General features: G+C 69.6%; 18 protein-coding genes and 1 other RNA gene. 6 read left to right on the top strand and 13 right to left on the bottom strand.

What is annotated here, in order from left to right:
• Positions 1 to 98 precede the first annotated feature (98 nt).
• From dnaK to hrcA, 3 genes are all read right to left on the bottom strand, one after another.
• The gene (gene dnaK / locus LRX76_RS10310; protein WP_231804768.1) at positions 99 to 2,033 is read right to left on the bottom strand and encodes a molecular chaperone DnaK; all 1,935 of its coding nucleotides are present in this window, start codon (positions 2,031 to 2,033) and stop codon (positions 99 to 101) included.
• Positions 2,034 to 2,167: 134 nt separating this feature from the next.
• A complete protein-coding gene (gene grpE, locus LRX76_RS10305; protein ID WP_231804766.1) occupies positions 2,168 to 2,689 on the bottom strand; it encodes a nucleotide exchange factor GrpE in 522 nt (173 codons plus the stop codon).
• Positions 2,690 to 2,888: 199 nt separating this feature from the next.
• The gene (gene hrcA / locus LRX76_RS10300) at positions 2,889 to 3,929 is read right to left on the bottom strand and encodes a heat-inducible transcriptional repressor HrcA (protein ID WP_231804764.1); all 1,041 of its coding nucleotides are present in this window, start codon (positions 3,927 to 3,929) and stop codon (positions 2,889 to 2,891) included.
• A 126-nt stretch (positions 3,930 to 4,055) separates the two neighbouring features.
• Here hrcA and recN point away from each other — a divergent pair, with 126 nt between their 5' ends.
• Positions 4,056 to 5,726: a DNA repair protein RecN gene (recN, locus tag LRX76_RS10295; protein ID WP_231804761.1), complete on the top strand. Its 1,671-nt coding sequence runs from the start codon at positions 4,056 to 4,058 to the stop codon at positions 5,724 to 5,726.
• Positions 5,727 to 5,806: 80 nt separating this feature from the next.
• On the opposite strand, the gene fur is transcribed toward recN, so the two are convergent.
• Positions 5,807 to 6,214 (bottom strand): ferric iron uptake transcriptional regulator, encoded by a 408-nt coding sequence (fur, locus tag LRX76_RS10290; RefSeq protein ID WP_231804758.1) that lies wholly within the window; start codon positions 6,212 to 6,214, stop codon positions 5,807 to 5,809.
• 108 nt (positions 6,215 to 6,322) lie between these two features.
• On the opposite strand from fur, the gene bamE reads away from it, so the two are divergent.
• The gene (gene bamE, locus LRX76_RS10285; protein WP_231804755.1) at positions 6,323 to 6,718 is read left to right on the top strand and encodes an outer membrane protein assembly factor BamE; all 396 of its coding nucleotides are present in this window, start codon (positions 6,323 to 6,325) and stop codon (positions 6,716 to 6,718) included.
• A gap of 19 nt (positions 6,719 to 6,737) precedes the next feature.
• On the opposite strand, the gene LRX76_RS10280 is transcribed toward bamE, so the two are convergent.
• Entirely contained in the window at positions 6,738 to 6,998 is a 261-nt protein-coding gene (locus tag LRX76_RS10280; RefSeq protein ID WP_231804753.1) for an RnfH family protein, read from the bottom strand.
• 4 nt (positions 6,999 to 7,002) lie between these two features.
• On the bottom strand, positions 7,003 to 7,434 hold the full coding sequence (locus tag LRX76_RS10275; RefSeq protein WP_231804751.1) for an SRPBCC family protein: 432 nt from the start codon (positions 7,432 to 7,434) through the stop codon (positions 7,003 to 7,005).
• Positions 7,435 to 7,495: 61 nt separating this feature from the next.
• Between LRX76_RS10275 and smpB the strand changes: the two genes are divergently transcribed.
• Complete coding sequence (gene smpB / locus LRX76_RS10270) at positions 7,496 to 7,999, top strand: SsrA-binding protein SmpB (protein ID WP_231804749.1); 504 nt, start codon at positions 7,496 to 7,498, stop codon at positions 7,997 to 7,999.
• Positions 8,000 to 8,092: 93 nt separating this feature from the next.
• Here smpB and LRX76_RS10265 read toward each other — a convergent pair whose 3' ends face one another.
• Positions 8,093 to 10,537 (bottom strand): S8 family peptidase, encoded by a 2,445-nt coding sequence (locus LRX76_RS10265; protein WP_231804747.1) that lies wholly within the window; start codon positions 10,535 to 10,537, stop codon positions 8,093 to 8,095.
• Between the two features lie 152 nt (positions 10,538 to 10,689).
• Between LRX76_RS10265 and ssrA the strand changes: the two genes are divergently transcribed.
• Positions 10,690 to 11,041, top strand: a transfer-messenger RNA (tmRNA) gene (ssrA, locus tag LRX76_RS10260).
• Positions 11,042 to 11,224: 183 nt separating this feature from the next.
• Here the strand turns inward: ssrA and LRX76_RS10255 are convergent.
• From LRX76_RS10255 to LRX76_RS10240, 4 genes are all read right to left on the bottom strand, one after another.
• Entirely contained in the window at positions 11,225 to 12,670 is a 1,446-nt protein-coding gene (locus tag LRX76_RS10255; protein ID WP_231804745.1) for an efflux transporter outer membrane subunit, read from the bottom strand.
• 129 nt (positions 12,671 to 12,799) lie between these two features.
• Positions 12,800 to 15,970 carry an efflux RND transporter permease subunit gene (locus tag LRX76_RS10250; protein WP_231804742.1) on the bottom strand — a complete coding sequence of 1,057 codons (3,171 nt, stop codon included), beginning with the start codon at positions 15,968 to 15,970 and terminating at the stop codon, positions 12,800 to 12,802.
• A 188-nt stretch (positions 15,971 to 16,158) separates the two neighbouring features.
• Positions 16,159 to 17,352, bottom strand: a complete 1,194-nt coding sequence (locus LRX76_RS10245; protein ID WP_231804740.1) for an efflux RND transporter periplasmic adaptor subunit — start codon at positions 17,350 to 17,352, stop codon at positions 16,159 to 16,161.
• Positions 17,349 to 18,122 (bottom strand): SDR family oxidoreductase, encoded by a 774-nt coding sequence (locus LRX76_RS10240; RefSeq protein WP_231804738.1) that lies wholly within the window; start codon positions 18,120 to 18,122, stop codon positions 17,349 to 17,351. The genes LRX76_RS10245 and LRX76_RS10240 overlap by 4 nt, the downstream gene beginning before the upstream one ends.
• Positions 18,123 to 18,465: 343 nt before the next feature.
• Between LRX76_RS10240 and LRX76_RS10235 the strand changes: the two genes are divergently transcribed.
• A complete protein-coding gene (locus tag LRX76_RS10235) occupies positions 18,466 to 19,467 on the top strand; it encodes a LysR family transcriptional regulator (protein WP_231804736.1) in 1,002 nt (333 codons plus the stop codon).
• Between the two features lie 234 nt (positions 19,468 to 19,701).
• Here the strand turns inward: LRX76_RS10235 and LRX76_RS10230 are convergent, their stop codons facing one another.
• Positions 19,702 to 20,421 carry an OmpA family protein gene (locus LRX76_RS10230; RefSeq protein WP_231804734.1) on the bottom strand — a complete coding sequence of 240 codons (720 nt, stop codon included), beginning with the start codon at positions 20,419 to 20,421 and terminating at the stop codon, positions 19,702 to 19,704.
• A gap of 113 nt (positions 20,422 to 20,534) precedes the next feature.
• A complete protein-coding gene (locus tag LRX76_RS10225) occupies positions 20,535 to 21,971 on the bottom strand; it encodes a deoxyribodipyrimidine photo-lyase (protein WP_231804732.1) in 1,437 nt (478 codons plus the stop codon).
• 162 nt (positions 21,972 to 22,133) lie between these two features.
• Between LRX76_RS10225 and LRX76_RS10220 the strand changes: the two genes are divergently transcribed.
• Positions 22,134 to 23,060 carry a LysR family transcriptional regulator gene (locus LRX76_RS10220; RefSeq protein WP_231804730.1) on the top strand — a complete coding sequence of 309 codons (927 nt, stop codon included), beginning with the start codon at positions 22,134 to 22,136 and terminating at the stop codon, positions 23,058 to 23,060.
• The last annotated feature ends 70 nt before the right edge of the window (positions 23,061 to 23,130 follow it).

Below are 23,130 nucleotides of genomic sequence, written 5' to 3'. Positions count from 1 at the left end.
CCTTCCGCCTTTGCCGGCACTGCGCACAGGATGCCGGGAGAGGAGGATCCGAGGCGCGTTGCCGTGCGAATCCCCAATCCCGACTCCCGAATCACGGCTTACTTCTTGTCGTCCTTGACCTCGGTGAACTCGGCATCGACCACGTCGTCGCCGCCCGGGGCCTGCTGCGCACCGGCGCCACCGGCCGGGCCGGCACCACCCGCGCCCTGCTCGGCGGCGGCCGCTGCCGCGTACAGCGACTGCCCGGCCTCTTCCAGCGCCTTGCTGCGGGCCTCGATCTGGGCCTTGTCGTCGCCCTTCATCGCGGTCTCCAGCTCGGACAGCGCCGACTCGACCTTGCCGATCACGTCGCCGCCGACCTTGCTGCCGTGCTCGGTGATGGCACTGCGGGTGGCATGGATCAGCGCGTCGGCCTGGTTGCGCGTGGCCACCAGCTCCTGGAACTTCTTGTCCTCGTCGCGATGCGCCTCGGCATCGGCGACCATGCGCTGGATCTCGTCGTCCGACAGGCCCGAGCCGGCCTTGATCTCGACCTTCTGCTCCTTGTTGGTCTTCTTGTCCTTGGCCGACACGTGCAGGATGCCGTTGGCGTCGATGTCGAAGGACACCTCCACCTGCGGCAGGCCGCGCGGCGCCGGCTCGATGCCGGACAGGTCGAACTTGGCCAGCGACTTGTTGAAGCGGGCCTGCTCGCGCTCGCCCTGCAGCACGTGCACGGTCACCGCGGACTGGTTGTCCTCGGCGGTGGAGAACACCTGCGAGGCCTTGGTCGGGATGGTGGTGTTCTTCTCGATGATCTTGGTGAACACGCCGCCCATGGTCTCGATGCCCAGGCTCAGCGGGGTCACGTCCAGCAGCAGCACGTCCTTGACGTCGCCGGCCAGCACGCCGCCCTGGATCGCCGCGCCCAGCGCCACGGCCTCGTCGGGGTTGACGTCCTTGCGCGGCTCCTTGCCGAAGAACTCCGCCACGGCCTGCTGCACCTTGGGCATGCGGGTCTGGCCGCCGACCAGGATCACCTCGTCGATGCTGCCGGCGCTCAGCCCGGCGTCCTTCAGCGCGGTGCGGCACGGCTCGATCGACTTCTTGATCAGGTCCTCGACCAGCGCTTCCAGCTTGGCGCGGGTGAGCTTGATGTTCAGGTGCTTGGGACCAGTGGCGTCGGCGGTGACGTACGGCAGGTTGACGTCGGTCTGCTGCGCCGAGGACAGCTCGATCTTGGCGCGCTCGCCGGCGTCCTTCAGGCGCTGCAGCGCCAGCGGGTCCTTGCGCAGGTCGATGCCCTGGTCCTTCTGGAACTCTTCCACCAGGTAGTCGATGACGCGCTTGTCGAAGTCCTCGCCGCCCAGGAAGGTGTCGCCGTTGGTGGCCAGCACCTCGAACTGCTTCTCGCCGTCGACGTTGGCGATCTCGATGATCGACACGTCGAAGGTGCCGCCGCCCAGGTCGTAGACGACGATCTTGCGGTCGCTGGTGTTGCCCTTGTCCAGGCCGTAAGCCAGCGCCGCCGCGGTCGGCTCGTTGATGATGCGCTTGACGTCCAGCCCGGCGATGCGGCCGGCGTCCTTGGTGGCCTGGCGCTGGCTGTCGTTGAAGTAGGCCGGCACGGTGATGACCGCCTCGGTGACCTTCTCGCCCAGGAAGTCCTCGGCGGTCTTCTTCATCTTCTCCAGCACCTGCGCGGAGATCTCCTGCGGCGCCAGCTTCTTGCCGTCGGCCGTCTGCACCCAGGCGTCGCCGTTGTCGTGGGCGACGATGCCGTACGGGACGTGGTCGAGGTCCTTCTGCACCTCGGCGTCGGTGAACTTGCGGCCGATCAGGCGCTTGACCGCGTAGAAGGTGTTCTTGGGATTGGTGACCGCCTGGCGCTTGGCCGAGGCGCCCACCAGCACTTCGCCGTCCTTGGTGTAGGCGACGATCGAGGGCGTGGTGCGGTCACCCTCGGAATTCTCGATGACGCGGGCCTTGCCGCCGTCCATGATCGCCACGCACGAATTGGTCGTGCCGAGGTCGATGCCGATGATCTTGCCCATTGTCTGACTCCTGAAAAGGTTTTTCCTGAAGATTCCATCCGGCCTTGGCCGGCTGCTGGAACCGATGTGGGGATGGCCCGAACCCATTCAAGCCATCGATGTCGTGAATCGGCTGCCCGCGCGGCCGCGGCCGCTCAGTCGTGGCGCGCGACCACCACCAGCGCCGGGCGCAGCAGGCGGTCGTTGAGCAGGTAGCCCTTCTGGAACACCTGCACCACGCTGCCCGGCGCCGCGCCGTCGGCCGCGTCGACCTGGCTGATGGCCTGGTGGTGCTCGGGATTGAACGGCTGCCCGACCGGATCGAGCAGGGCCAGGCCGTTGTCGGCGGCCACCTTGAGCAACTGCTTGTAGGTCAGCTCCAGGCCGTCGCGCAGCGGGCTCGGCTCGGTCCCGGCCGCGGTCAGGCCGGCGTCAAGGCTGTCGAACACCGGCAGCAGTTCGCCGAGCAGCTTCTCGTTGGCGAACTTGCGCGCCTGCTCGACGTCGCGGGCGATGCGCTTGCGCTGGTTCTCCAGGTCGGCGCGCTCGCGCAGCGAATCGGCCTTCATCAACGCGATCTCGCTGCGCAGGGCCTCGATCTCGGCCTGGGCCGGATCGGCCGGCGGCTGGTTCTGCGATGGGTCTTCCGAGTCGAATTCGGGGTGTTCTTGGTTCATTTCCGGTTCCCTGGCGGGAGATGCACCCGCCTCTCCCTGAACCAATGTGGGCGCGATGGCGCGTTTCAAGCGCCGGCCGGCCGCATCCATCCTCGCCGGCGGCGTTTGCGCGCCATGGTCCGGCATGGCGGGGCCAACGCCCGGACCAGGTCGAACGCTGCGCCTGCCCGGGCCGCGGCGCCGGGGCAGCAACGGATGGCTACGGCAGCGGCGGCGTGTCCGCCTGCCCCAGGGCGTCGCCCAGCACCCCGGCGGCCGCCTGCACCAGCGGGATCATGCGGTCGTAGGCCATGCGCTTGGGGCCGATCACGCCCAGCACGCCGAGCACCTTGCCGCCGACGCCATACGGCGCGGTGACCAGCGACACGCCCTGCAGCGGCACCATCCCGGTCTCCTCGCCGATGAAGATGCGCACGCCCGGCGCCTCGATGGTGCGCTCGAGCAACTGCAGGATCTCGCGCTTGCTGGCGAACAGTTCGAACAGTTCGCGCAGCCGGTCCAGGTCGGACAGGTCCTGCACGCCCATCAGCCGCGTCTGCCCGGCCAGCACCACGTCGTCGCTGGCCACCGGCGCCAGCGCCTGCCCGGCCAGCTCCACGCTCTGCGACAGCAGCCGCTCCATCGCGTCCTTGGCATTGCGCAGCTCGTGCAGCAGGGTGGCGCGGATATCGGCCAGCGGCCGCCCGGCGAAATGCGCATTGAGGTAGTTCGCCACCCGCTCCAGCTCGGCGGGCTCGTAGGCCCGGCGCGGCTCGATGACCTTGTTCTGCACCTCATTGTCGGAGAACACCAGGATCGCCAGCACCCGGCCGGCATCCAGCGGCACGAAGTCGATGTGGCGGAAGGCGAACTGCTCGCGCCGCGGCGCGCTGACCACGCCGACGAAGTGGCTCATCGCCGAAAGCAGTTCCGAGGCGCTGCCCAGCAGGGCCTGGGTGCCGCTGCCGCAGGCCAGCTCGGCGCGCAGCCGCGCGATCTCGCCCTCGGCCGGCGGCTGCATCTGCACCAGGCTGTCGACGAACACCCGATAGCCGTGCGCGGTGGGCACCCGCCCGGCCGAGGTGTGCGGCGAGCTGAGCAGGCCGATGTCCTCCAGGTCGGACAGGATGTTGCGGATGGTGGCCGGGCTGACATCCAGGCCGGCGTGCTGGGCCAGGGTCCTGGAGCCGACCGGCTCGCCGTCGCGGATATAGCGCGAGATCAGCGTCCGCAGCAGCTGCCGGGCACGGGGATCGAGCATGGACGGAGAGGACGAGCGCATGTAATCAGCCAGTGAGACCGGACATTAGATAATGCCTGCCTGACGGGATGGCAAGCCGCCGCCCCTATTCCGCAACCGCCGCAGGCCCTCTAAGCTTCGCTCCCTATGCTCAAGCACCTGTCGATCAAGGATTTCGCCGTCGTCCGCGCCACCGAACTGGAGTTCGGGCCGGGCATGACCGTGGTCTCGGGCGAGACCGGTGCCGGCAAGTCGCTGATGGTCGATGCGCTGGGCTTCCTGTCCGGGCTGCGCGCCGACAGCGGCGTGGTCCGCCATGGCGCCGAGCGCGCCGAGCTGAGTGCCGAGTTCGCGCCGGCCGACGCCAGCCCGGCGCGGCAATGGCTGCGCGACAACGAACTGGACGAAGACCAGGCGTGCCAGCTGCGCCGCGTCATCCGCGCCGACGGCGGCTCGCGCGCCTGGATCAACGGCCGCCCGGCCACGCTGTCGCAACTGGCGCAGCTGGCCGGCCACCTGGTCGAGATCCATGGCCAGCACGAGCACCAGGCGCTGCTCTCGCGCGCCAGCCAGCTGGGCCTGCTCGACGCCTTCGCCGGCAACGAGGCCGAGCGCGGCGCCGTACGCGAGGCCGCGGCGCGCTGGCAGGCGCTGCTGGACGAGCGCGACGCGCTGCAGCGGCAGGGCGACGTCAGCGACCGCATCGGCTTCCTGGAGCACCAGCTCGCCGAGCTGCGGCGCGAGGACCTGGACCCGGCCGCGATCGAGGCGCTCGACGCCAGCCACCGCCGCCAGGCGCACGCCGCCGCGCTGATCGCCGCCTGCGAGCAGGTGGCGCAGCAACTGGGCGGGGACCACGGCCCTTCGGCGCTGGACCTGCTGCGCCAGAGCCGGCACGAACTGGCGCGGGTGGGCGAGCACGAGGCGCGGCTGGCCGAGGTCGATGCGCTGGTGGACAGCGCCGCGATCCAGCTGGACGAGGCGCTGGCGCTGGTGGAACGCATCCGCGACGACCTCGATGCCGACCCGGCGCAGTTCGAGGAGGCCGAGCGCCGCCTGGGCCGATTGCACGACCTGGCGCGCAAGCACCGCACCACCCCGGCCCAGCTGGGCGGGCACCGCGATGCGCTGGAACAGGAGGTCGAGCAGCTGCAGGGCGCCAGCGTGCGGCTGGAACGGCTGGATGCGGAGATAGCCCAGGCCGATGCGCACTGGACGCGGGCCGCGGAGGCCCTGAGCGCGACCCGCCGCGAGGCGGCGGCGGCGCTGTCGGACCAGACCAGCCGGATCATCGGCGAACTGGGCATGGGCGGCGGCCAGTTCCGGGTGGAGCTGGAGCCGCAGCCGGGCGGCCGCCCCGATCCCAACGGCGCCGAGCGCGTCGAGTTCCTAGTCGCCGCCAACGCCGGCCAGCCGCCGCGCCCGCTGCGCAAGGTCGCCTCCGGCGGCGAACTGTCGCGCATCTCGCTGGCGATCGAGGTGGCCGCGCTGGGCGTGGACGCGGTGCCGACGATGGTGTTCGACGAGGTCGACTCGGGCATCGGCGGCGCGGTGGCCGACATCGTCGGGCAGAAGCTGCGGGCGCTGGGCGAGCGCTGCCAGGTGCTGTGCGTGACCCACCTGCCGCAGGTGGCCGCCAAGGGCCACGCCCACTACCGGGTCAGCAAGGCGCCGGTTGACGGCATGACCCAGAGCGCGGTGGAACTGCTCGACCCGCGCCAGCGCCAGGAGGAACTGGCGCGCATGCTCGGCGGCGTGGAGGTCAGCAAGGAAGCCCGCGCGGCGGCGCGCAAGTTACTGCAGGACAGCCGGGATTAGGGATTCGGGATTGGGGATTCGTAAAAGCGGGACCGCTGCGCTTTGCCAATCCCCAATCCCGAATCCCCAATCCCAGCTTTTCAGCGCCGCTTCTTGCGCACGTACAGCACCAGCGAGTGCTCTTCCAGCTCGTAGCCGTGGGCGGCGGCGATCTTGCGCTGCAGCTCCTCGATCTCGTGGCTCTCGAACTCGGTGATCTTGCCGGTGTCCACGTCCACCATGTGGTCGTGGTGGCCGCCGCGGTCCAGCTCGTAGACCGCCTGGCCGCTTTCGAAGTTGTGCTTGAGCACCAGCCCCGCCGCCTCGAACTGGGTCAGCACCCGGTACACCGTGGCCAGGCCGATCTCGTCGCCGCGCTCCATGAGGTGGCGATAGATGTCCTCGGCGGTCATGTGGTGCTGCGGCGTCTTGCTTTCCAGCAGCTCCAGGATGCGCATCCGCGGATGCGTGACCTTCAGTCCGACTTTGCGCAGGTCGTGGGATTCCATGCCTTCTCCGTTCATTGGCGGTTTAGCGCCAGCTGCCAGGGGGTGGGTCGCGGCGGCGGTCGGGAGTGTATCATCGCCGTGATTTTCTCTAACCACTCCCTGGTCCCAATGCGCAATCTCCTGCTGCTCGCCGCTGTCGTCCTGTCCACCGCCGGCTGCGGCATCATCTACAAGCAGCCCATCTACCAGGGCAACCTGATCAAGCAGGGCGCGGTCGAGCAGCTGCAGGTGGGCCAGAGCAAGCAGCAGGTCATGGCGCTGCTGGGGACGCCGTCGATCGCCGACCCGTTCCACGACCAGCGCTGGGACTACACCTCCACCCAGCGCACCAACCGCGTCGGCACCGTCGAGAAGAAGAACTTCACCGTGTTCTTCGAGAACGACGTGGTGACGCGCTGGGAAGGCGACTACTTCGCCGGCCAGGACGAGCAGCTGGCCAGGAACGCGCGCAAGCAGTTCGGCCCGAACCTGGCCAAGGACAAGAAGAACCAGCGCGGCCGCTGAGCGGCCAGGGCCCGGCCCCTCAGCCCGGACCCGACTGCGCGCGCCGCCGCCGGGCCTGCTTGGGATCGATCGACAACGGCCTGAGCAGTTCCACCCGGTCCCCGTCCAGCAGGCGCTGCCCGCCGCTGGCGTTGACCCCGTGGACGGCATAGCCGACCACGCCCTGCATGTCCGGCAGCGCCGCCGCGGCCACCGCCTGCGCCACGGTGGCACCCTCGGGCAGGTCGAGCCGGGCGCTGCGGAAATGGTCCGGCCAGGCCATCACCACCTCGACGCGCACCGGTTCAGCCTTCGCCGCGGTCGGCGACGCGCACGAAATCGTTGACCATGCGGTCGGCCAGCGCCTGCAGCCCCAGCGCGAGCGCAGGTCCCAGCAGGCGGGTCTTGGACTCGAAATCCAGGCTCAGGCTGACCTTGCAGGCATCGGCGCCCAGCGACTGGAACTGCCAGCGCCCCTGCAGGCGCTTGAAAGGCCCGTCGCGCAGTTGCATATCGATGCCGTGCGGCGGGTCGAGCAGGTTCTCGGTAGTGAACCACGTGCTGAACGAGCCCACGCCCAGGTCAAGGCGCGCCACCATGCGCCGCGGCCCCTGCTCGATCACCTCGGCCGCCTCGCACCAGCTGAAGCGGCGCGGATAGGCGGAGACGTCGTTGACCAGGTCGAACATGTACTGGGCACCGTGTTCGACCAGTGCGCTGCGGCGGATGATGGGCATTGAGCGTGTACGAAAGAGCGGAAAGATCGTTCGGGAAGCCCGAATCGGAGACAATGGCGCAATGAGCAAGAAACCCGGCAAGGATAAAGCAAACGGCGCGACGGCCCACAAGACCATCGCGCTGAACAAGCGTGCGCGCCACGAGTACCACCTGGAGGACCGCTACGAGGCCGGCCTGGCGCTGCAGGGCTGGGAGGTCAAGGCGATCCGCGCCGGCCGTGCCAACATCGGCGAGAGCTATGCCTTCGTGCGCCAGGGCGAGCTGTTCCTGTTCGGGGCGCAGATCACCCCGCTGATCCAGGCCTCCACCCACGTGGTGGCCGACGACCGCCGCACCCGCAAGCTGCTGCTGCACAAGCACGAGATCGACAAGCTGATCGGCCGGGTCGAGCGCGACGGCTATACCGTGGTGCCCACCGCGATGTACTGGAGCAAGAACCACATCAAGCTGGAGATCGCCCTGGCCAAGGGCAAGCAGGACCACGACAAGCGCGACGCGGCCAGGGATCGCGACTGGGCGCGCGACAAGCAGCGCATCATGCGCCGCCACAACCGGGATGCTTGAGGGGCAGGGATTCGGGATTGGGGATTCGGGATTGGGAAAGCCGTGCGGGAAACCGCTCTTGCGAATCCCCAATCCCGAATCCCCGCCCCCTACTCACGTCGCCCCGAGCATGCGCATCAGGTTGGGTAGGCCGTTGCCCTGGAAGTAGGCATCGCGCCGCAGGTCGATGCAGTGCTCCGCCAGCAGCTGCTTGACCCGGTCCGGGAAGCCGATGAACTCGCGCCGCACCGACAGGAAGCCGGCGATCAGCCCGGACACGTGCGGGGCGGCCATGCTGGTGCCGCTCATCTCCACCATCCAGCTGGACGGATCGTCCGGGCGGTAGCGGTAGTGCGCCGAGACGATCTTCTCGCCCGGCGCCACCACGTCGGGCTTGCGCCGGCCGTCGGCGGTGGGACCGCGCGAGGAGAAGTAGGACACGCCGTAGCTGTGCGGGTTGCTCTTGTGCACCGAGCCGACGGCGATGGCCTCCTCCAGGTTGGCCGGGTCGCCGATGCTCAGGTCCATGCTCATCGGATAGGCCTCGCCGTCGCCCTGCACGATCCACGCCTGGCCCTCGTTGCCGGCCGCCAGCACCACCACCACGCCCTGCCGCCACAGCCGGCGCAGCTCGTTGCACAGCGGGGTGAAGCCGCAGCCGTAGCTCTCCGGGTCGAACCAGCCGCCCAGGCTCAGGTTGATGCCGTGGATCGCCAGTCCGCCGGCGCGCTCGTTGATCTCGGCGACCTGCTGGATGCCCTTGATGATCCACGAGTCGCGGCCGTTGCCTTCGTCGTCGAGCACCTTGAACCCGTACAGCTGCGCCTGCGGCGCCATGCCCGAGAACTCCACCGCCTCGCCGGCGGCACCCGGCAGCGGCGCGCGGCACTGGCCGGCGATGATGCCGGCCACGTGGGTGCCGTGGCCGTTGCCGTCCATGCGCTCGAAACGTTCGCCGTCGGCGCGCACGAAGCGCCGGGGCGCGCCCCGTTCGGTGCAGTCCCACTGCGCGGCGACGACGTCGCGCCCCTCGCCCAGGAAGTGCGGATGCGAGGCGGCGATGCCGGTATCGAGCACCGCCCAGCCGATGCGCTGGCCGAGCGCGCGGTAGGACACCTGCGCCGCGTCGACCTGGATCGCGCTGCGCGACTGGGCGATCAGCGCGCGCTTGCCGGCATCGCGCCATAGCCGCCGCAGCCCCAGCGCCGCGTACTGGCTGCGCAGCGATTCGATCTCGTAGCGCGTCAGCCGTGCGGAGACGTAGCGCTGCAGGCCGTCCTCCAGCTCGATGGCGGCATCGAGCGGCTCGCCGCGCAGCCCGGTGGAGGCGCCCGCCAGTTGGCGCAGCCTTGCGACCAGCGCCTGCCGCACGGGCGTCGCGTCCTGCCCTTCGCCCAGCTTGCCCAGCTCGATCAGCACCTCGTGCCGGTAGCCGGCATCGCGCGCCTCCAGCTGGTCGGACAGGTCCTTTAGCAGCACGGTATTGGAGACCGGCTGGTCGAAGCCGGCGCCGACGCAGGCGCGTACCTGTTCGTGTACCTGCGCGATCGACAGGTAGCCCGAGCCGGAATGAGGATTGCTGCGCCAGTCCGGGTTGATGCGATCGCCGGCGATGTTGTGGAAGCGCCCCTTCGCATCCTTGATGTCGTCGCCCAGGTCCGGGTCCAGCGCCACCGGGTCGCGCCGCTCGGCGACGTTGAGCCAGCGCCGCACGCACGGCGGGAACGGCAGCTTGCCGGTACCGGTCCACTGCTTGAACATGCTGCGCACCGCAGGCAGACCGAGCGGCGAGCCGAGGGTCACGAACAGCGGGATGTCGAACTCGGCCGGATCCAGGCCGCGCAGCACGTCGTAGGCGATCATCGAGCCCTGGCTGTGGCCGATCACCACGAACGGCCCGCCGCCGGCGCGCAGCCGCTGCAGCAGGCTCTCGCGCATGGCCTCGGCGCGCGCCGGCACATGGAAGAAGTCGTGCACGTCCTGCAGCAGCGCGGCCGAGACCAGCTTCAGCAGCATGCGGTTGATGGCATCCAGCGGCCCCTTGGCCTGCAGTTGTCCCGGCGCCGGCGCGGCCCGCTCCAGTTCCTCGAGCAGGCGTTGCAGCTGCAGGCGCTGTTCCGGGGTGCTCGCCAGGGTGTCGGCCAGCGCATGCAGGTCGGCCATCGTCGGCGGCACGCCCATCGCGTTGAGGATGCGCTGCTCGGCCTGGTTCAGCGCCGGCCCCTGGTCGCGATCGCCGCAGGTCCCCGGCTCGGGCGAGGGATAGCGTTCGCGGTTGACCCAGTAGGCCAGGCGCGTGCGCTCGCCCATCGCCCGGCCGAACAGCGCCCGGTCCCACTGGCAGCGCAGCACTTCCGGCGTCGGCTTGTTGCCGATGCCGTGGACGTAGACCACGGTCAGCGCCTTGCCCTGCGCGGGGGTATCGGCCGGTGCGGCTGCCTGCGCCTTCGCCGCGGCCGGCCGGGTCCTGGCCGGCCCGGACCCGGCAGCCGTGGTCCGGCCCTTGTTCGCGGCCGGGCGGCTCGTGCCGCCGACGCCGCCACGCTTCTTGGTTGCCATCGCCCATCCTCCTTGGTTCTGCCGACAACGAGTCCCGCAGCCCGGCCCGGCCGCACGGTTCCGATGAAGCCAGGCTAAGCCGCGCCGGTCTCAACGCTTGTGACCGGCGCGGGCGGCCCCTACACTGCATGGGTCAGCGTAAAGCTTTCCCCGGGGCTGCACTGGTTTCGACGGGGGTTGTGAAGTCGCTTGGCGCATGCCGAGGGGGCAGCTTTCCTCGTAAATCCAGCCGCAAACTTATAGTTGCCAACGACGACAACTACGCACTGGCCGCTTAAGGCCTAGCCCCGAAATCGCTTGTGTCCGTGCTCGCGACGTAGGGTCATTATCACGGAATCGCCGGTGGTGGCTGCCTGTCAGCCATAGGCTAAATAAAGCAGGCTGGCCCCTGGATGCGCTTCGCACATCGTGCTGTCCAGGGGTGAGATCCAACGATGAGCTAAGCATGTAGTGCCGGGGATGGAGTGCCTTCGGACGCGGGTTCGATTCCCGCCAGCTCCACCAAAAAACGTCCCGTAAGGGGCACGAAAAAGCCGGAACCGCAGGGTTCCGGCTTTTTCGTGCCCGCTTCCGTGATGACGCGCCCCGCCCGTCGTAGAGCCGAGGTCGGCCGCACGACGAGCTTGGCCGCTTCCTCTGACAAGATTGCCCGCAAGGTATGCGCATGCAGGGCTGCCGATGCCTTCCTCAACGGCTCAGCGGCGCGCCCTCCTGCACGTCAAGGCCGGCAACCGCAGCCTGCGGCGCCTGCCCCAACCCGCCCAGTGCCTTGTACACCGCGACCACGCCGACGTTGACCGAGGCCTCGGCCTGGGCCAGCGCATCGTCGGCGGCCAGCTGGGTGCGCTGGGCATCGAGCAATGTCAGGAAATCCTCCGAGCCCTCGCGGTAGCGGATCTGCGCCAGCGCCTCGGCGCGGCGGGCGGCGGTGGCCTGCTCGGCCACGATCGCCAGCCGCGACTGCTGCTTGGCGTAGGCGGTCAGTGCGTTCTCGGTGTCTTCCAGCGCCAGCAGCACCGTCTTCTCGTACTCGGCCAGGCTGCCGTCGGCCTGCGCCTTGCTGGCGCGCAGGCGCGCCCGCACGCTGCCGAAGTCGAACGCCGCCCAGCTGATCGAGGGCGTCAGCGACCAGGCCTTGCTGGCGCCGTCGAACAGGCCGCCGGAATCGCCGGAGAGGAAGCCGACGAAGCCGCTCAGGCTGACCCGCGGGAACAGGTCCGCAGTGGCCACGCCGACCCGGGCGGTGGCCGCGGCCAGGCGCCGTTCGGCGATGCGCACGTCCGCGCGCTGCCGCAGCAGTCCACCCACGTCGCCCAGCGGCAGCGGCTTGGCGTAGGTAGGCGTGGCGCGTGCCGCCAGCAGCGAGTCCAGCGCCTGCGGCCGCTGCCCCAGCAGCACCGCCAGGCGATGGCGCGCGCGCGCCTCGTCCACCTCCAGCAGCGGGATGTCGGCCTCGATCGCCTTCAGCCGGGCACGGCTGCTCTGCACGTCCAGCTCGCTGCCCGCGCCCAGCTCCCAGCGCGTCTGCGTGAGCTGCTGGGTATCGCGCAGGTTGCGCAGGGTCTGTCGCGCGACTTCCAGCTGCTTCTGCGCGCCGCGCAACTCGAAGTAGTTGCGCGCCACCTCGGCCGCCACGGTGACCTGGGCGTCGGCCAGCCCGGCCTGTTCGGCCTCCAGGTCGGCACGCGCGGCTTCGGCGGCACGCCGCTGGCGGCCGAACAGGTCCAGTTCCCAGCCCGCGTCGAATCCCAGGCTGTAGCTTTCGCTGGTCACCCGCTCGCCACCGACCTCCAGGTCCGGCTGGCGGCGACGGTCGTAGTCGCCGCCGGCGGTGACGTGCGGGGCCTGGTCGAGGCGGCGCTCGACGAACACCGCGCGCGCCTGCGCCACCCGCGACAGGGCGATGCGCAGGTCGTGGTTGGCCGACAGCGACTGCGCCACCAGCTGCTCCAGCACCGGATCGCCGAACTGCGACCACCAGGCCCCGACCGGCGACTGCGTACTGAAGACGGCATCGCCGGCCCCAGCCACCTGTACCGGCCCCGGCTCGGGCGCGGCGTAGTTCGGGCCTACGGTGACGCAGCCGGCGAGCAATACCGGCACCAGCGCCGCGGCGAGCAGGTTCCTCACCATGGCAGCACCTGCCCGTTCGTGGTGCGAGAAGGATTCGTGCCGTCGCTGCCCGTCGGCTGCGACGGTGCGGTGGTGACGACGGCGGTCGCGGAAGGATCGTGCATTGGATTCTCCAGATTGGGCACGCGCTCAGGCGTGCACGCCGGCGGCGCCGGGAGAGGATTGGTGGTTGACCAGCGGCCGCCGCGCCAGCTTGCGCAGCGCCACGTAGAACACCGGGGTGAGGAACAGGCCGAACAGGGTCACGCCGACCATGCCGGCGAACACGGTGACGCCGGTGACCGCGCGCACCTCGGCGCCGGCGCCATGGCCGAGCAGCAGCGGCACGGTGCCGGCGATGAAGGCGATGGAGGTCATCACGATCGGGCGCAGGCGCAGCCGGCACGCTTCCAGCGCCGCGGCGATCGTGCTCTTGCCCTGCAGTTCCAGTTCGCGGGCGAACTCGACGATCAGGATCGCGTTCTTGCACGCCAGGCCCATCAGCACCACCAGGCCGACCTGCACGAACACGTTGTTGTCGCCGCCGGTCAGCCACACTCCGAGCAGCGCCGACAGCAGCGTCATCGGCACGATCAGGATCACCGCCAGCGGCAGCGTCCAGCTCTCGTACAGCGCGGCCAGCACCAGGAACGCCAGCAGCACCGCCATCGGGAACACAATCAGCGCCGCGTTGCCCTGGGTGGACTGCTGGTAGCTCAGGTCGGTCCACTCGATGCTCATGCCGTTGGGCAGCACCTGTGGCGCCAGCGCCGCCAGCGACTGCATCGCCTGGGTTGAGGACAGCAGGCGCGGGTCGGCCTCGCCCACCAGGTCGGCGGCCGGATAGCCGTTGTAGCGGATCACCGGGTCCGGGCCGTAGGTCTGGCCCATGGTGACCATGCTGCCGATCGGCACCATCTCGCCATTGGCGTTGCGGGTGCGCAGGTTGCCGATGTCCTCGACGCTGTCGCGGAAGCGGCCGTCGGCCTGGGCGATCACCTGGTAGGTGCGGCCGAAGCGGTTGAAGTCGTTGACGTAGGTCGAGCCCAGGTAGGTCTGCAGGGTGTCGAAGAGGTTGCCCAGCGGCACCCCTTGCGCCTTGGCCTTGTCGCGGTCGACCTGGGCGTCGAGCTGCGGCACGTTGGCCTGGTAGGTGCCGATCGGGAACTGCATGCCCGGGGTCTGCGCGATCGCGCCGGAGAAGGCGTTGACCGCGTCCTGCAGTTGCCCGTAGCCCAGCCCGGCGCGGTCCTGCACGTACAGCGAGTAGCCCGAGCCCTGCCCCAGGCCGAGGATCGGCGGCGGCATGATCGCGAACGCGAAGCCCTCGCGGATCTGCCCGATGCGGGCGTTGATCTCGGCGTTGATCTCCTCGGCACTGCGCTTGCGTTCGCCGAACGGCTTGAGGGTCAGGAACACGGTGCCGGTGTTGGGGGTGTTGGTGAACTGCAGCGGGTTCAGCCCCGGGAACGCGATGGCATGGTCCACGCCCTCGGTCTGCAGGGCAATCGTGCTGATCTTGCGGATCACCGCGTCGGTGCGCTCCAGCGAGGCGCCCTCGGGCAGCTTGGCGCCGGCGATCAGATACAGCTTGTCCTGGGTGGGGATGAAGCCGCCCGGCACCGCCTTGAACATCAGCCCGGTGGCCAGCAGCAGCAGCGCATACACCGCGAACACCGCGCCGCGGCGGCCGAGGATGCGCGAGACCGCGCCCTGGTAGCGGTGCGAGCTGGCGCCGAAGAAGCGGTTGAACGGCCGGAACAGCCAGCCGAACAGGCGCTCGATCAGCCGCGTCGGCCCGTCCTTGGGCGCGTCGCCGGACTTGAGCAGCATCGCCGCCAATGCCGGCGACAGGGTCAGCGAATTGATCGCCGAGATCACCGTGGAGATGGCGATGGTCACCGCGAACTGCTTGTAGAACTGCCCGGTCACCCCGGACAGGAACGCCATCGGCACGAACACCGCACACAGTACCAGGGCGATGGCGATGATCGGCCCGGACACCTCGCGCATGGCCTGGTGCGCGGCGGCCAGTGGCGCCAGCCCCTCCTCGATGTTGCGCTCGACGTTCTCCACCACCACGATCGCGTCGTCGACCACGATGCCGATCGCCAGCACCAGGCCGAACAGCGTCAGCGTGTTGATCGAGAAGCCCAGCAGGTACAGCGCGGCGAAGGTACCCACCACCGACACCGGCACCGCCAGCAGCGGGATGATCGAGGCGCGCCAGGTCTGCAGGAACAGGATCACCACCAGCACCACCAGCAGCACCGCCTCGAGCAGGGTCTGCACCACCGCCTTGATCGAGTCGCGCACGAACACGGTCGGGTCGTACGGCGCGGTCCAGCTCACGCCCTCGGGGAACTGCTGCTGCAGCTCGGCCATCTTCGCGCGCACCGAGTTGGACAGGTCGATGGCGTTGGCGCCGGGCGCCTGGAACACGCCCATGCCCACCGCGTTCTTGTTGTCCAGCTGCGAGCGCAGCGTGTAGTTGCCGGCGCCCAGCTCCAGCCGCGCCACGTCGGACAGGCGCACGATCTCGCCGTCGTCGCCGCTCTTGACGATGATGTTGCCGAACTCGGCCTCGCTGGCGAGCCGGCCCTGGGCGTTGATCGACAGCAGGAAGTCGCTGGCGCTGGGCATCGGCTCGGCGCCGAGCTGGCCGGCCGAGACCTGCACGTTCTGCTCGCGCACCGCGGCGACCACGTCGGCGGCGGTGAGCCCGCGCGCGGCGACCTTGTCCGGGTCCAGCCAGATGCGCATGGCGTAGTCGCCGGCGCCGAAGATGTTGATCTGGCCCACGCCGGGCAGGCGCGACAGTTCGTCCTTGATCTTCAAGGTGGCGTAGTTGCTCAGGTACAGCGAATCGTACTTGCCGTTAGGCGAGGTCAGGTGCACCACCATGGTCAGCGTCGGCGACTGCTTCTGCGTGGTCACGCCCTGCCGGCGCACGTCCTCGGGCAGGCGCGCCTCGGCCTGGCTGACGCGGTTCTGCACCTGCACCTGCGCCTGGTCCGGGTCGGTGCCGGGCTTGAAGGTCACGGTGACGATCAACACGCCGTCCGAGCCGGCCACCGATTTCATGTACATCATGTCCTCGACGCCGTTGATCGCCTCCTCCAGCGGCGTGGCGACGGTCTCGGCGATGACCTTGGGGTTGGCGCCCGGATACACCGCCCGCACCTGCACGCTGGGCGGCACCACCTCGGGGTACTCGCTGACCGGCAGCAGCGGGATCGAGATCAGGCCGGCGGCGAAGATGACGATCGACAGCACCGCGGCGAAGATCGGCCGGTCGATGAAGAAACGCGAAAAGTCCATGGGGTGGATTTCCTGGAAGGTAATCAAAAAAAAAACAAAGCCTCTCCCTTCCCCCGTTCACGGGGGAAGGTGCCGAAGGCGGATGGGGGAAGTGTCAGACGGCAGCCAAGCCTGGCCTCCCGGAGCGCCCCCATCCGGCGCTGCGCGCCACCTTCCCCCGCAAGCGGGGGAAGGGAATGACGGGGCGGTCAGTTCAACGCCGCGCTCTCGCGGCCGGGCGGCGGCGATGCCTGCGCCAGCGGCCTGGCATCGACCGCCATGCCCGGCATGAAGATCTTCTGCACGCCGTCCACCACCACCCGGTCGCCCGCCGCCAGGCCCTGCTCGACGATGCGCAGGCCCTCGGCGCTGCGGCCGAGGCGCACGTCGCGGCGCTGCGCCTTGCCGTCCTTGTCCACGACATAGACGTACTTGCGGTCCTGGTCGGTCAGCACCGCCTTGTCGTCCACCAGCACCGCGTCGAAGCGGCCGCTGCCGAGCAGTTGCACGCGTGCGAACAGGCCGGGCGTGAACAGCCGCTCGCGGTTGTCCAGCAGCGCGCGCACGCGGATGGTGCCGGTGCTGCGGGCGACCTGGTTGTCGAGGAAATCGACCTTGCCCTGGTGCGGGTAGCCCTGCTCGCCGACCAGGCCGATGCGCACCGGCAGCGCGCCGCCGCGCTCGCTCGGCCGCGAGCCGTCGCGCGCCATCTGCGCATAGCGCAGGAAGGTGCCCTCGTCGGCGTCGAAGTACACGAACACCGTGTCCTGCGACACCAGCGTGGTCAGCACGCTGGCGCTGTCGCCGGCGCTGACCAGGTTGCCGGCGGTGACCATGGCGCGGCCGGCGCGGCCGTCGATCGGCGCGCGCACCTGGGTGAACTCCAGGTTGAGCCGGGCGCTGTCCACCGCGGCCTGCGCCGCCTGCATGTCGGCGACCGCCTGGTCGGCGGCGGCGCGGCGCTGCTCCCAGCTCTCGGTGGAGATGGCCTGCTGCTCGGCCAGCTTCTTCGCCCGCGCCGCCTCGCTGCGGCCGAGTTCGGCCTGGGTGCGGGCGCGGGCCAGCTCGGCATTGGCGCGCGCCAGCTCGGCGCGGTAGCTGCGCGCATCGATGGTGAACAGCACGTCGCCCTTCTTCACCTCCTGGCCCTCGACATAGTTCACCTGGTCGATGTAGCCGGATACGCGCGGGCGCAGCTCGACGTTCTGCACCGCCTCGATGCGACCGCTGAACTCATCCCACTGGCTGACTTCGCGCTGCAGCGCCGGGGCGACGCCGACCTGCGGCGCGGGCGGGGCCTGCTCGGCCGCCTGCGAACCGCAGCCGGCCAGCGCCACTGCCAGCACGGTGGGCGCCAGCACGCGCGGCCAGCGCAGGCGGATGTTGGAAAGAATGGGATTCATCGGGAAACCTCGAAGGGGTGAAGGGGGAAGGGAATCGGGTTCATCAGACCGGCGACGGGGTGCGAGGCGAGCTGCCGGTCGGCGGCCACCAGCGCCTTGCCGGGCACCCCGCGGCCGGCGATCAGCCGTACCGCGGCGCGTCCCACCGCCAGCGCGCTGATCCACTCCGGGCAGGCATCGGCGATGTGGTCCGGATCGCTGACCGGCTGCTCGACCGAAAGCGACTGCACGCGCACGCCCAGCGACTGCGCTTCCTCGTGCAGTACCTGCGCCAGCATCCGGGTGGCCGCGGCGGCGACCGAGCGGGCGCCGTGCCCGGACCAGGCACGCAGCGCGCACGGGCTGCCGATCATCACGTAGCGCCCGCCGAGGTCGGCTTCCACCAGCAGCGGCAGCAGGTGGCGGACCGCATGCAGGTGCGGCAGCAGGTCGTGCTCCAGCATCCGCTGCAGCGCCGCGCCGCCGCGGTCCAGCAGGCGGCCACGCTCGGACGGGCCCTGCAGGTGGGCGACCACCGCCGCCAGCGGCCGCGGCCGCTGCGCCACCCGGGCGGCCAGGGCCAGTGCGGCCTGTTCGTCGGCGACCGATCCGCACAGCGTGGCGAAGGCCGGTTCGGCCGCGTACTCGGCCTGCATCCTGGCCAGCGCCTGCGGGTCGCGGTCGACCACCAGCACCGGGCTGCCGGCCTCCAGCAGCGCGCTGACCACGCCGCAGGTCACCACGTGGCCGCTGCCCAGCACCAGGACCTCCGGCTGCAGCATCCCGCTCATGGGACTTTTACTCCCGGTGACGGGATAATCCCGAAAATCGGTCGCCACGCAATGAGCCCGGATTGCATGCCCGCCGGCCGTGCAGCCAGGTGCCGAGCCGACGATACGAGCCCACGCAAAGCCCGGCAATGCAAGGCAGTGGACGGCAAAGAGATGCCATCCACCTTGAAGTCGCCAGGAAAGACTTGGGATTCGAGCTCCTCGTGCAAAACACGCCTGAGCATGGCCGGGCACCTGCAGGATCGGAATGACGCCACGTTAGGCCGCAAACCCGCACTTGATTAGTCCTGATTTAGGGGAATAATCGTCCCGTCCCCGGTCCAATCCCCAGGAGCCCCTCCCCATGGCCCACGATCTCAACGACAGCCTGATCTTCGTCAAGGTGGTCGAACAGGGCAGCTTCATCGCCGCCGCCCATGCCCTCGGCCTGCCCAAGACCACCGTCAGCCGCAAGGTGCAGGAGCTGGAACAGCGCCTGGGCGCACGCCTGCTGCACCGGACCACCCGCCGCATCGGCCTGACCGAGGCCGGCACGATCTACCACGAGCACTGCCAGCGCATCGCCCGCGAGCTGGACGAGGCAGAAAGCGCGGTAGGCCAGCTGCAGTCGGGACCGCGCGGCTGGCTGCGCTTCACCGTGCCCTATTCCATCGGCATCACCTGGATCGCGCCGCTGCTCGGCGACTTCCATGCGCAGTACCCGGAGATCCAGCTGGACATGCACCTGGGCAACGAGAAGCTGGACCTGATCGCGGGCGAGGCGGACCTGGCGCTGCGTGTCGGCTCGCTGCCCGATTCCAACCTGGTGGCGCGCAAGCTCGGCAGCCTGCGCAGCCAGGTGTTCGCCAGCCCGGCCTACATCGAGCGCTACGGCGAGCCGCTGCATCCGGACGAACTGCAGTTCCACCGCACCCTGGCCATGCGCAAGACCCGCACCGGCGGGGCCGGCAACCAGCGCTTCCACTGGTCGCTGACCGATGGCAGCGAGCTGCGCGATTTCCCGGTCAACCCGTTGATGGTGGCCAACGACCCGACCGCCCTGAACGGGGCGATGCTGTGCGGCGAAGGACTGATGCTCACCGGCGACGTGATGGCCAAGCCGTTCGTGCAGACCGGCCTGGTGCGGCGCGTGCTGGCCGGCTGGACCGGGCCGGACTACGACTTCAACGCGGTGTTCGCCGGCGGCCGGCTGGTCTCGCCCAAGGTGCGCGCGTTCGTCGACTTCCTGGTGGAGAAGCTGAATTTCGACGCCAACTACATGCTGGCGCAGTGCCCGGCGGCGCGGGCCGAGGCCAGCCTGATCGCGGAGGGCAAGCGCATCCTCGAAAGCGCCACGGCGCAGTAGCCGGCGCGCGCGTCGCGTCCATTGCAACGCACAACCGGGTTTTTGTAGGAGCGACTTCAGTCGCGATGGGGATTTACCGGTAAATCCCCATCGCGACTGAAGTCGCTCCTACGAGTTGTCGAGCTGCGCCTTCGCATTGAACTTAGTTCGGGATATGACCGATGGGGAACCGGACACGACAAAGGCCGCCCGGAGGCGGCCTTCGTTCGGTCCTGCGGGCAGCGTGCCGCAGGCTCAGTTCATGCCGGTGGCGCTGCCATCGTTGGTCAGCGGCACCACGCGGATCTCCACGCGGCGGTTCTGCGCGCGACCGGCCTCGGTGCCGTTGTCCGCGATCGGATAGGCCTTGCCCGCGCCCAGGGTCTGGATGCGCACCTGCTGCACGCCCTGCGCTTCCAGGTAGGCCGCCACGGCATCGGCGCGCTGCTTGGACAGGCGCAGGTTGACCTCGTCGCTGCCGATGCTGTCGGTGTGCCCCACCACCTCGATCATGGTCTGGTTGTACTCGCGCAGGGTGCTGGCCACGCCGTTGAGCGAGGTATAGAACTGCGGCTTGAGCGTGGCCTTGTTGAAGTCGAAGGTGATGCCGTCGGGCAGGTTCAGGGTGATGTTGTCGCCCTGGCGCTGCACGTCGATGCCGGTATTGGCGGTGCGCTCGCGCAGTGCGCGCTCCTGGCGATCCTGGTAGTTGCCGATGGCCGCACCCGACAGCGCGCCGATACCGGCGCCGACCATCGCGTGCTGGCGGCGCTCGGTGGCGCTGTCGCCGCTGAGCAGGCCCGCCGCCACGCCGATGGCGGTGCCGATCAGCGCACCACGGCCGGTGCGGTTCTGTTGCTCGCTCTGGTTGCCGTACTGGTCCTGCTGCACGTACGAGCCGCCGGTGGCGCAGGCCGAGAGCACCAGCGCGCTGGCCAGTGCGAGGGTGGTTGCCTTGATTGCGGTCGGTGACATGGTCTGCTCTCCTTGGACGCCGGATGCGCCTGAACGGGGGCAGAGAATAAACGCCGCGGCGCGATACCAGGATGATGAAGCGCTGAACACCAGCCGACCCGGAAGGTCCCTATTCAGGAAACCGGCACAGCCTTGCCCAGGCGGCCGTATGCCGCCAGCGCCTGTTCCCTGCCCGTCGCCAGGTCGACACAGGGCTGCAGCGGGTATCCGGTCTCGGCCAACGCGGCCAGATGCTGGGGGAACTGCCATGGCGCGAACCGGGCCGGCAGCGGCAGCACGGCCAGTTCCGGCACCCAGCGGCCGATGTAGCCGGCCTGCGGGTCGAACTTGCGCGCCTGCGTCACCGGGTTGAACACGCGGAAGTACGGCGCCGCATCGGCACCGGTGCCGGCCACCCACTGCCAGCCCAGCGTGTTGTTGGCCAGGTCCGCATCCACCAGCGTGTCCCAGAACCAGCGCGCGCCTTCGCGCCAGTGCATGCGCAGGTGCTTGCACAGGAAGCTGGCCACGATCATGCGCACGCGGTTGTGCATGAAGCCGGTGTGCCACAGCTCGCGCATGCCGGCATCGACGATCGGCACGCCGGTGCGGCCATGGCGCCAGCGATCGAGCAGCGCCGGCTCCGGCGCCGCCCAGGCGAAGCGGTCGAAGCGCGCGTTGAGGTTGCGATCGGCTGTGTGCGGGAAGTGGTACAGCAGATGATGCGCGAACTCGCGCCAGCCCAGCTCGCGCACATAGCCGTCGATGTCGGCGGCATTGGCGGCGCGGCGGTGGCGCTGCAGCCCGGCCACGATCCGCCATGGCGCGATCTCGCCGAAGTGCAGGTGCGGCGACAGCTGCGAGGTGCCGACGCGGTCGGGACGGTCGCGCTGCTGCCGGTAGTCCTGCAGCGCGCCTTCGGCGAAGACCTGCAGCGCCTCCTGTGCGCCGGCCTCGCCCGGTTGCCAGCGTTCCCAGAAGCCCGAGTCCCATGCCGGGCTCGGCTGCAGCCCGAGTGCAGCGATTTCCACGCCCTGCAGCGCATCCGGCGGGGATGGCAACGACGCCGGCGCAGGCAGCGGCGGCGGCAACGACAGGCGCGTCAGCGCGTTGCGCCAGAACGGGGTGAACACCTTGTACGGCGTGCCCTGCCCGGTCGCCAGCGCCCACGGCTCCAGCAGCAGCGAGCCGTTGAAACTGTGCGCCTCGACGCCGGCTTCGCGCAGCGAACGCTTGATCCCGGTATCGCGCGCCTGTGCGGCCGGGGTGTAGTCGCGGTTCCAGTACACCGCCGCCGCGCCGCTGCCGGCGGCCAGTTCGTGCAGCCGCTGCGCGCTCGGGCCGGCCAGCACCAGCAGCCGCGACCCGCGCTGGCGCAGCGATGCATCGAGGGCCAGCAGCGAACGCCGCAGCCAGGCCCGCGAAGCCGCCCCCGGCGCCCACTCGCCCTCTTCCTCCGGCGCATGGATGTACACGGGGATCGGCCTGTGGCCGGCGGCGAGCGCCGCGTGCAGGGCCGGATTGTCGTCCAGGCGCAGGTCGCGCCGGAACCATACGAGAGCTTGACTCATGCACGGACACGGGTTGGAACGGCCGCGCATCATAGGCCGGCCATCGTGCAAGCCATGCATGCGCCCCGCGCGGCGGCCCAGCCCCGCCGCCGGGTGCGACCATTTGCCCTCGCCGATCGGCACATGCTAAAGACGGACTCCCCCCACGTCATCGACATTGCCATGAACGGCCTGAACTTTCGCTACCTGTACGAGTCGTACCGGCTTGGCTCGATGCGCGCCGCTGCGGACAAGCTGGGCGTGGCGGTTTCCTCGATCAGCCGGCAGATCGCGCAGCTGGAGGCCGAGGCCGGAGTGACGATGATCGAGCACGGCCGCCGCAACATCATCCTGACCGAAGCCGGCGAACTGGGCATGCGCTACTACCAGGAGCAGATGAGCCATAGCGAAGCCTTCGAGGCCCAGCTCGCCGACCTGAAGTCGCTGCGCTCCGGGCGCATCAAGCTCGCGCTCGGCGAGGGCTTCATCGGCAAGGGACTGACCGAGGTGATTGCTGCCTTCAGCCGCAAGCATGGCGGCATCACCCTGAGCGTGCAGATGGTCGTCTCGTCCAACGAGGTCACGCGCATGGTGGCCGAGGACGAGGCCCATCTCGGCCTGGTCTACGGCCCGGTCGAGGACCCGCGCATCCGCGTACAGGTGTCGGTCCCGCAACCGCTGCGGGTGGTGATGAAGCACAACCATCCCCTCGCCGGCCGCGAGAGCCTCAAGCTGGCCGACCTCGGCGCCTACAACCTGTGTCTGCCCGAGCCGTCCAACCGCACCCGCCAGCTGCTGCGCCAGGGCGAGGCGGCCGAGCAGATCACGCTGGAGCCCAGTGTCACCTCCAACTCGATCAACATGATCCGCGACCTGCTGCATTCCGGGCAGTTCATCACCCTGTTCTCGGTATTGGCCGCGTCCAAGGAACTGTCGAAGGGCCAGTTCGTCGCGATCCCACTGGACAACCCGGCGTTCCGCGAAAGCACCTCGGTATCGGTGATCCGCCGGATCGGCCGCCGGCTGCCGCCGGGCCCGTCGCTGTTGATGACCACTCTGGACGCCTACCTGCGCGGCCTGCCGCCGTTGGACAAGGCGCGCCACACCTGACGGCACCCCCGACCGTTGCGGCGGCGGCAACTAAGTCATCCCCCAATGCCAACCCAATTCCACGATGCTT

Source organism: Stenotrophomonas sp. MMGLT7 (assembly GCF_021168555.1).
Lineage (GTDB): Bacteria > Pseudomonadota > Gammaproteobacteria > Xanthomonadales > Xanthomonadaceae > MMGLT7.
This window is presented reverse-complemented; position numbering and strand designations above follow the sequence as displayed.